General features: G+C 56.3%; 10 protein-coding genes. 5 read left to right on the top strand and 5 right to left on the bottom strand.

Annotated features, from left to right (window positions below):
* From FYZ48_RS29095 to FYZ48_RS29080, 4 genes are all read left to right on the top strand, one after another.
* Window positions 1-445 (top strand): transposase (locus FYZ48_RS29095; RefSeq protein WP_149345935.1); only part of this gene is annotated, 445 nt, incomplete at its 5' end.
* 667 nt (window positions 446-1,112) lie between these two features.
* Window positions 1,113-2,363: a M16 family metallopeptidase gene (locus tag FYZ48_RS29090; RefSeq protein WP_149345934.1), complete on the top strand. Its 1,251-nt coding sequence runs from the start codon at window positions 1,113-1,115 to the stop codon at window positions 2,361-2,363.
* A complete protein-coding gene (locus FYZ48_RS29085) occupies window positions 2,350-3,582 on the top strand; it encodes a M16 family metallopeptidase (RefSeq protein ID WP_149345933.1) in 1,233 nt (410 codons plus the stop codon). Before FYZ48_RS29090 ends, FYZ48_RS29085 begins: the two co-directional genes overlap by 14 nt.
* A gap of 543 nt (window positions 3,583-4,125) precedes the next feature.
* Window positions 4,126-4,464, top strand: a complete 339-nt coding sequence (locus FYZ48_RS29080) for an ankyrin repeat domain-containing protein (RefSeq protein ID WP_149345932.1) — start codon at window positions 4,126-4,128, stop codon at window positions 4,462-4,464.
* Between the two features lie 81 nt (window positions 4,465-4,545).
* Here FYZ48_RS29080 and FYZ48_RS29075 read toward each other — a convergent pair whose 3' ends face one another.
* Both FYZ48_RS29075 and FYZ48_RS29070 read right to left on the bottom strand, forming a co-directional pair.
* Window positions 4,546-4,971: a hypothetical protein gene (locus tag FYZ48_RS29075; protein ID WP_149345931.1), complete on the bottom strand. Its 426-nt coding sequence runs from the start codon at window positions 4,969-4,971 to the stop codon at window positions 4,546-4,548.
* A gap of 59 nt (window positions 4,972-5,030) precedes the next feature.
* Entirely contained in the window at window positions 5,031-5,798 is a 768-nt protein-coding gene (locus tag FYZ48_RS29070; RefSeq protein WP_149345930.1) for a hypothetical protein, read from the bottom strand.
* 251 nt (window positions 5,799-6,049) lie between these two features.
* Here FYZ48_RS29070 and FYZ48_RS29065 point away from each other — a divergent pair, with 251 nt between their 5' ends.
* On the top strand, window positions 6,050-7,093 hold the full coding sequence (locus FYZ48_RS29065; protein WP_149345929.1) for an outer membrane lipoprotein-sorting protein: 1,044 nt from the start codon (window positions 6,050-6,052) through the stop codon (window positions 7,091-7,093).
* 26 nt (window positions 7,094-7,119) lie between these two features.
* Here the strand turns inward: FYZ48_RS29065 and FYZ48_RS29060 are convergent, their stop codons facing one another.
* The 3 genes from FYZ48_RS29060 to FYZ48_RS29050 form a co-directional block, all read right to left on the bottom strand.
* Window positions 7,120-7,440, bottom strand: a complete 321-nt coding sequence (locus FYZ48_RS29060; protein ID WP_149345928.1) for a DUF971 domain-containing protein — start codon at window positions 7,438-7,440, stop codon at window positions 7,120-7,122.
* 166 nt (window positions 7,441-7,606) lie between these two features.
* Window positions 7,607-8,002 (bottom strand): hypothetical protein, encoded by a 396-nt coding sequence (locus FYZ48_RS29055; protein ID WP_149345927.1) that lies wholly within the window; start codon window positions 8,000-8,002, stop codon window positions 7,607-7,609.
* A 164-nt stretch (window positions 8,003-8,166) separates the two neighbouring features.
* Window positions 8,167-9,618 (bottom strand): DUF1501 domain-containing protein, encoded by a 1,452-nt coding sequence (locus FYZ48_RS29050; protein WP_149345926.1) that lies wholly within the window; start codon window positions 9,616-9,618, stop codon window positions 8,167-8,169.

Raw genomic sequence — 9,618 nt, 5'->3', positions numbered from 1 at the left:
GTCAGCCAACCAGGCACTGGTCGACTTTGCCGGGACAGCTCCGATCCGTGAACAGCATCAGCGGGAACTGCTGCAGAGCATCCCGGGCGTTGGTTTTGTGACCACGGAAGTTGTGTTGTCGGAGATTGCAGACATCGATCGATTTGACTCTCAGAAGCAGGTAGTTGCCTATGCGGGCCTGGCACCGGGACAACGGGAAAGTGCCGGGAAGATGAAGGAACTCCACATCGAAAAGGCAGGTTCCCGTTATTTGCGCTGGGCGCTGGTGGAGGCCGCCTGGCAACTGGTGTATCGCGTACCGCGCTGGAAGACGATCTACGAGAGGTTGAAAAAACGCTTGAAGGCTAAAAAAGCCATCGTGGCGATCGCCAGGCGTCTGCTGGGAATGATGGTCGCGATCATGAAATCAGGCGAACCATTCACAGCGACACACCAGCCTGCCTGAAACAGGCTGACGAGTAAGACAGATTTGAATTAATAACATCAGAGACAAAATCAATCGGGAATGTGTGAACGACCCCGACCGAGGCCATGAAGGCGGAGAAAACTCTTCGACCTTCGTCAGGGTGAATGGGGCGTTCTTCGTACGGATGTTTAATGGCGACGGCCTGCAACAGTGGTCGATCCCGAATAGATGGTTGAGCGTACCGCTTGATTGTGTCTCAGAAAGGAATCCATGCGCAAAGAATAAAATCACTTGACAAGATATTCTTCATAGATGGTCTCGGATGCAATCCGAGATTGCCGCAGGCAACAGGAGGTCCCAGCTCAACGATACAATCCATATTCAACTCCCCAACCCCTTCCGTAGGGTCCGGACCCACGTGTCCGCCCGCCTCGCGATAATCGAACATAGATCCCCCTCGAAGGGACCACAAACCGCTCTCAACGAACGGGGATGCACACCTGCAGATCATTTGCAGCAACGCCCCCATCCCACCCCGAAATGACACTACCAATTCACCAGCCAAATCGCTAAGATCGCCCCAGTATTTCAGATAACATCCAACTGCAGAACGACAAACGCTGTCTCCTTTCATCAGAGACCCACCGCGACACCCGTTCTGCTCACAGTTTATACCGTCTCTCCAGTCAGGAAGGTTGCAACCCGTATGGGCAAACAACTGATTCAAACGCATCGTTTTCCAAACGGGCTGACACTGGTGACCGAGTCTATGCCCGACGTCCAGTCGGCCGCATTCACGATCATGGTCCCCGGCGGCAGCATTTACGATCCCCCCGACAAACGCGGCACCGCCAGCATCCTCGCCGATCTGATCTCCCGCGGAGCAGGGGAGTATGACAGCCAGCAGCTCTCCAGCGCCCTCGACAACCTCGGCGTCCAGCGACATGAAGGGGTCTCCAACGCCCACATCACCTTCACCGGGGCAACCCTCGCGGACAAAATCGGCGAGACCCTCAAAATCTACGCCCACATCATTCGTGAACCGCATCTGCCCGAGGACCAGTTCGATGCCTCCCGTGCCGGCGTCGCCCAGGCTCTGCTGTCCGTCGAAGACGATGCCCGGCAGAAAGCTCTCGTCGAACTCAAACGCCGCGCCTTTCCCGCTCCCTGGGGACTTCCCAGTGACGGCGAACTCGCGCACCTGGCAGGCATCACCATCGAAGATGTCCGCACTCATTACAAGGAAGGCTTCCACCCCGACGACACCATCATCGGGATCGCCGGCAACATCGACTTCGACGAAGTCCGCGACCTCATCGAAAGCCTCTTCGGCGACTGGGAACCCAGTGCCGGCCGCGAAGAACCCGCTCTGGATTTCCCGACCGAGAAAACGTTCTTCACCGAACAGGAAACCACTCAGACACACCTCGGCGTCGCCTATGACGCCGTCCCCTACGGCCATCCCGACTATTACACCGCCTGGGCCGCCGTCGGCATCCTCAGTGGCGGCATGAGCGCCCGCCTGTTTACCGAAGTCCGCGAAAAGCGGGGGCTCTGCTACACCGTCTCCGCCTCGCTCGTCGGCATGCCGGGCATCGGGCGCGTCCTCTGTTACGCAGGCACCACCTCCGAACGGGCCCAGGAAACACTCGACGTCACGCTCCACGAACTCCAGCGACTCGGCGAAGGCATCGACATCTCCGAACTCGAACGCTGTAAGGCCCGCGCCAAAAGCTCGCTGATCATGTCGCAGGAATCCACGTCCTCCCGCGCCGCTTCGATCGCCCGCGACTGGTTCTATCTCAAACATATTACGACCCTCGATCAGATTCACGACGAAATTCAGCAGCTCACGACCGACCGTATTCTTGGTTATGTCCACGCTCATCCCGCCGCCAATTTCACCGTCTTAACGATCGGCCCCAAACCGCTGGAGGTGCCCCGTGATCTTTCATGAAACCAAACTGGACAACGGCCTGCAGATCATCGCCGAACTCAATCCCAACGCACACAGCCTCGCCATCGGCTACTTCGTCCGCACCGGCTCGCGCGATGAAACCGCCGACGTCTCCGGCGTCAGTCACTTCCTCGAGCACATGGCCTTCAAAGGGAACGAAAAATACACGGCCGACGATGTCAACCGCATCTTCGACGAGATCGGTGCGAACTATAACGCCTCGACCAGCGAAGAGATCACCCTCTATTACGGTTCGTTTCTCCCCGAGTACATCGACACCGCAATGGAGCTGCTCTCCACACTGATTCATCCCACCCTCCGCCAGGAAGACTTCGACATCGAGAAGAAAGTCATCCTCGAAGAGATCGGCATGTACGACGACCTGCACAGCTTCACCGCTTACGAAAAAGTGATGCAGGCCCACTTCCAGGGACACCCGCTGGGGCAGAGCATCCTCGGTTCCGTGCAGTCCATCACCGACCTCACCGCCGAGCAGATGCGAGACTACCACGCGAAACATTACCTCGCCGGTAACCTCACCCTCGCGGTCGCCGGCAACGCGGACTGGCACAAGGTCCTCGAGCTCGCACACAAATTCTGCGACCACTGGCCCGGCGGACAGACAGACCGTCCCACCGACGAAGCCCAGCCCAAAACCGGTACGCAGATCATCACCGAGAAGAAGACCCAGCAGCAGCACATCATGCAGCTCGCTCCGGCTCCTTCCGCCCGCGACATCCTGCGACTCCCCGCAGAAATCCTCGCGGTCGTCATCGGCGACGACTCCAACAGCCGCCTGTACTGGAAGCTGGTCGACCCCGGCCTGGCCGAATCCGCCGAGATCGGCTTCAACGAATACGACGGCAGCGGCACCTGGCTGACCTACCTCTGTTCCGAACCTGATCTGATTGAAAGTAACCTCCAGTTGATCCAGCAGATCTTCGACGACGTGAACCAGCGCGGCATCACCCAGGAAGAACTGGACCGTGCCAAAAACAAACTCGCCTCGCGACTGGTCCTCCGCAGCGAACGCCCCATGGGCCGCCTCTCCTCCCTGGGAGGCAACTGGGTCTACCGCCAGAAGTACTACTCCGTCGCAGACGATCTCGAACTCTTAAACAACATCTCCCTGGACGACATCCAGGAGCTCCTGAAAAAATACCCCCTGGGCCACAGCACCACCGCCGCCGTAGGCCCCATGACAACCGTAGTCGATTAACCAGGAAACTAAATACTCTGAGCGGCAAGGCGCTAGCCGCCGGTAATTGATCAAACAACCAACCCACCAACCGACAACAAAACCCATTCCCCTCACAACCCCAGGGTAGTCCCGGATGAAATCCGGGATTGCCGCAGGCAACAAGAGGTCCCAGATCAACCACACAATCCACATTCATCTCCCCAACCCCAATCGTAGGGCGCGGACCCACGTGTCCGCCCGCCGCGCGACAAACAACCCCGGAACACTCCCCGACGGCACCAGATGAAATCCCCAACCGGGTGGTCGCGGATGAAATCCGGGATTGCCGCAGGCAACAAGAGGTCTCAGCTCAACCACACAATCCACATTCAACTCCCCAACCCCAACCGTAGGGCGCGGACCCATGTGTCCGCCCGCCACGCGACAAACAACAGAACACTCCCCAACCGCACCAAACAAATCCCCACAAACAAATCCCCACAAACAAATCCCCACACCTGACCAGAACGCCCCAGGTTAATCAACCCGTTTACCGGAGAACTTTCCGAACATACCCAGTGGGTGGAAGTCGATGAGTACATCGCCAGCGGAAATATCGAAGGTCTGAAAAAACTGTTCGATGAGGGAATGACCATGCTGGAACTCGAAATAAATTTTTCGAATGAAGGCCTCTTTCTGCACGATGCGGTTGAGCGGGGGAACCTGAAACTGATTCAGTTTCTGATCGAAAAAGGGGCCGATCCCAACGTCCGTGATGAAGTGGATCATACCTGCCCGCTGGAAGCCGCCGTCGATCACGATCAGAGAGAGATCGCAAAATATCTGCTGGACAAAACCGAGGCCCCCGAGTCGCGCCAGTACGCCGAAGAATATCTGGCAGAAGAGCCCACAGAAAAGTAAGCACGCAGCGGGAACTTCGAAATCTGTTACACTCAGCAACAGGAGAGACCACGCAAGGCCCGAAAGACACGCAAAGCAAAGTCACTCCCTGCCATTCTGCAACAGTTCTCGAAACTGCTCGAGTACAGGCAACATGATTTTCTGCGGTTCGACGAACGGGACAATCTCGCGAAATCCCAGCAGCTCTTTCATGTCGCCAAAGACGCCAGGCACCGGAAGAGTGAGCCCCCGAATGTGGACTTCCAGCTGATCTACGAGTTTCAGACAGGCTTCTACATCCTCGGGATCCTGCAGGCAGTCATCCAGTTCCAGGTCGATACAGCCCGGAGCCTGAAACAGACCATTCCGCTCTGACTCCCAGCGGTCAAATAATCGGTTCACATTGCGGGGCAGTTCCGAAGCACCCAGTCGGTCGCGTTCATAGAGCAGCCCCTCATAAACGCACCTGACTTTCGAGTCGTGCAACCGCAGCTGTTGTCCTTGAAATTCGATAACTGAGTGACCCATGTTGTGACTTATTCCGGAATGATTCTCAAACAGACAGGTAGGACAACGTTTGATAGCAGTTACTCAAACCTGCGATTCACCGGACTCAACAATTCCCGGGGAATCAGTGGCGGAACGGCTTCGGACGGAATTCCGTGTGCCCGTGCCAGATTGGCCAGCCCCAGCCCCCACACGCAGAGTAATTCATCGTCAGTGCTCACGAAGATACCGCTCCCTTTCGACTGTTTCTGATGTCCCTGGACGATGCTCGCCAGTCCGTCATTCACGCCCGCTGTATCTCGACTGATCAGAGCCTGAAAGACAGCACCATACCCCAGGAAATCCGTCATTTTCGACTTATGACACTGATCCACGAATTTCGGAGTCCATTCCTGCATCTGCTTCTGATCGCGCAACACGAAGGCACGCAGAGTGTAACCGAGCGTATAATCAAACGGATGGTCATGTTCGCGCTCCAGTTCCGCACGTCCGCCGAGATGTGCCGCCAACTGTTCGGCACGACTCATGTCACAGGCCCCCAGGGCATCGAACAGCGATTTGTAACAGAGCATTGTCAGATAAGAACCGTCAATGGGCTCTCCTTTGTCGGAACGGGCGAACATCTCAATCCTGATTTCGACCGCCTCTGAAAGTTGAGACTGAAACGAGGCGATGTCGTGCTTCAGAAAATAATCGGCGATCGCAAAGAAACGCAAGTCGCTGGCCAACGTGCTGCTGCAACTGCCATTCCAGTCCTTTTGGGGATCGGCTGCATTTCCCCGAACGATTTCCCGATCCTCACTAAGCAGTTCAACGAGCATCGGTAAGCGGTCTGCCAGTCCGGCCATAGTCTCTTCCGTTTAATTGATCTTTGTAATTCATTTAGATACGGGTTCTGTGTGCCTATTCTGATCGATAGTCATGGTCCAGGACAAGCTCACGGTTCATCCCCCGGCATCGCCCGCAGTTCCCATCGCAGGGCTCCCGTTGTGATTTCAGATTCGAAGATTTACGGCTTTCTTTCGACACATAACCTATAGTACACTATCCGATAGCGCGATGCTATCGCGTTCCACTCAACCAGTGAAGGGAGACGCCGATGAACCTGTTACCAGCATTCCGTGGCTGTTGTCTGTTCGCCTGCCTCTGGTCTTGTCTGCTGCTGACCTCAGCTCAGACCGCGGAATCGAAAACGCAAACAGCGTCCCCTCTACAACAACAGTGGCATACGCTGGTGGAACGCATGATTCAACAACGCATGCAGCTGCAAGCGGGGCATTTCCAGGCGACGACGCGCATTTCCTTTCCCAAAACGCAACCGGAAGAAGCCACGATCCTCTTTGACGCAGAGTGCTGGTTTGCCGACCGGTTCCAGAAAGTCCGCTTTGATCAGACAGTCAAACAGCCCCTGTTGCGATACGAAGAGAAACCGGAGATTCAGACCTCACTATCAACGTGGATCCGCACGCCGGAGATGAGCATTCACACGGAAGGGAATCGAACCAGCGTACGCATTTATGAGCCGGACGCGCACCCGGGCGGTTATTATTCGCCATTCGATGTCCGCGTGATGGGGCTGGTTAAAACTGCGGAACTGATGCAGACCCAAACCCGTAAACGCCGAGAGCACTTTTTCCTTCCCGATCTCGTGGAATGGTTAAAGCAATATCAAGCGGAACAGATCGAGACCACCGCCGCGGGTCTCACGGAAGTCACCCTGAACAAGGACAACCCAAAAGACACTAAGCTCATTCTGCAATTCGACCCGGCACAAGGCTACACGCTCGTCAGTTACCGTTTCTACATGAAGTCGGGCATGCCCCCGCAATTTAAGACCACACCCGTCATTCAGAATCAGGTCACCTGGCAGAAACGATCCAATGTCTGGGTGCCGGTGCAGTATGAATCCACCAACCGCTGGATCGATCATCACGTCACCATGCAGCTGAAATGGCTTAAAGTCAACCAGGAAATCCCTGACTCCACCTTCACGATTGATGCGCTGGACCTCCCGCGAGGCCTGCCCGTCACAACGGATGACGGAGAGAAGGGGATCATCGAAACTCAGATCATCGACCATCGCAACGGCCAGAATAAACTGATCCGCGGCGGCTCGTTTATCTCAGACAAGGAATTGAAATAGCGTTCCACTTTCGCGACGTGCTGACGCTATTCCTCAACTTCGCCCAGTTCGCGCAGGTGCTCGAAGGTAAACAGGCCCGTGTTGTGACCATCGCTGAAGGTGATGCGGTAGGCGTAGTTGCCGGCCAGTGCCATGCGGTCGATTTTGAGCGGTGCCAGTTCGGTCGGGGCCAGAATCGTCAGCTGCTGTGGTGCGTGTTCGGCCGCCTTGCGTTCATTGCGACACATCACACAGGGGCAGGCCTTACGCAGGTCAGAGACCGCATAGCGTTTCCGCTGTCCGTCGCTCCAGGTGATGAGCAGCGTCTGGTCGTCGAGGCGTTTCAGTTCGGTTGGGGTCAGTTCCATGGGTCTCTATCGGTGTCCTGTTGCAGGCAATCTTTCAAGCATGTTTGCCTGTTGCCTGCATGCTGATCTGGTAAGTTCTCAGCCCTCAAAGGGCCAGCCGACAGTATAACCGCCCCGCAGTCTGGATGAGAGTGTACGAGAGCACGCGAGAAAAGATTACGCGAATTCAATCAGTACCCGGGGAGCGCGGAGTTGGATCCGCCTGCAGAGGCAGACTGGGGGCAACGCTTTTGATGTCGCTTTCCACCTGGGATGACTGCAGCGGGACGATGTAATATTTCATCCCGTTAATCTGCTGCTCTTTCCAGCGTCGATGAATTGTGGATGCAGGAGGCACGTTCGGTTGCAGATCTTTCAACTGCACCTGGGGATGTGTAGGCACAATCGTCAATGGGTGCGTCTTTTCCAGCTGTTCAACCCGTTGCTCCAGTTGTTCGATACGTTTCAGTAAGGCTGACACCTTGTCCTGATCCGACTCCGCTTCAGGCGCACTCCACAAGCTGTTGGAAACCAGACTGACGATAACCAGCACGACCAGTAGAGGAACAGACCAGCGTTTCATCTCTTGAACTCCTTGTCAGATAGTGAATTGCGATGCAGCGTCCCGGCAGAGCCGGCGACGGTCTCACTCAATGACGCGTCTCGGCACAGTCAAGTTCCCGCATTTTTCAGAAACGGCTGACTGAGGCCCGGACTCCAGCTGATTATTGGTAGAGTGACAAGAAGTTAACTCAACAGCGGCTGTGCCACGTTCCCGTGCACGTCGGTCAGGCGGTAGTCGCGGCCCTGGAATTTGAACGTCAGTTTTTTGTGATCAATTCCCAGGCAGTGCAGGATCGTCGCATTCAAGTCATGCACGGGTAGCGGGTTTTCGGTGATGTTATAACTGAAATCGTCGGTCGCCCCGTATGTCATTCCCGGCTTCATTCCGCCGCCGGCAGCCCAGACTGTGAAACACCGCGGGTGATGATCGCGGCCATAATTCGATGCGGTGAGCGTCCCCTGGCAGTAAACGGTTCGACCAAATTCTCCCGCCCAGACAACCAGCGTGTCATCCAGCATGCCCCGTTGTTTCAGATCGAGAATCAACGCCGCCGTCGCCTGGTCGGTCTCTCCGGTCAGCTGCTTAATCTTACTCGGCAGATTGAGATGATGATCCCAGCCGCGGTGATACAGTTGAATAAACCGCACGCCCCGTTCGGCCAGACGACGGGCCAGCAGACAGTTCGCGGCGTACGTGCCCGGTTGTTTCGCCTGTTCTCCATAGAGCTCAAAAGTCTCGGCTGATTCCTGCGACAGATCGGCCAGCTCCGGAACCGAGGATTGCATCCGAAACGCAAGTTCGTACTGGGAGATGCGGGTCGCAATTTCAGGATCACCTTTTTCGTCCAGCGCGATCCGATTCAGCGTTCCCAATTCATCCAGCATCTCGCGTCGCAGCTCGGAGTCGATCCCCGGCGGATTGGAGAGAAACAGCACCGGATCACTGGAGCGTCGGAACTTCACCCCCTGATGTTTCGTGGGCAGAAATCCGCTTCCCCAGAGACGATCATACAGAGGCTGTCCGCCGGCTCCCGAAGTGAGCGCCACAAACGTCGGCAGATCCCGGTTTTCGCTCCCCAGCCCATATGATATCCAGGAACCCATGCTGGGGCGTCCCGCCTGAATACTGCCGGTCTGCAGAAACGTAATCGCGGGATCATGATTGATGGCTTCGGTGAATAGCGATTTGACCACGCAGATCTCGTCTGCAATCTTCGCCGTGTGAGGCAGCAGTTCGCTCATCCAGGTGCCGGACTCTCCCTGCTGGGCGAACTTGAACATCGACGCAGCAATCGGGAAGCTCTTCTGGCCGGAGGTCATCCCCGTCAACCGCTGGCCCTGGCGGATCGAATCAGGGAGTTCTGTCTTGTGAAACTTCTTCAGCCCCGGCTTATAGTCGAACAGGTCGAGCTGCGAAGGTGCCCCCGACTGACTCAGGTAGATCACCCGTTTCGCCCGTGCGGGGAAGTGCAGACCGCTGGTGACAGCCGGCTTCGACTCAGCCGCCTGCAGATTGCCTGACTGTGATTCCGTAAGCAGCGTCGCGAGCGCTGCCAGCCCCACACCGGCGGTGTTCTGGCGCAGAAATGACCGGCGATTGACCTGCATTGTCAGTTGATCTGTCCTGTTCTGCAT

The sequence above is a fragment of the Gimesia chilikensis genome, from assembly GCF_008329715.1.
GTDB lineage: Bacteria > Planctomycetota > Planctomycetia > Planctomycetales > Planctomycetaceae > Gimesia > Gimesia chilikensis.
The sequence above is the reverse complement of the archived record's forward strand: the minus strand, read 5'-3'. Positions and strand labels throughout refer to the sequence as shown.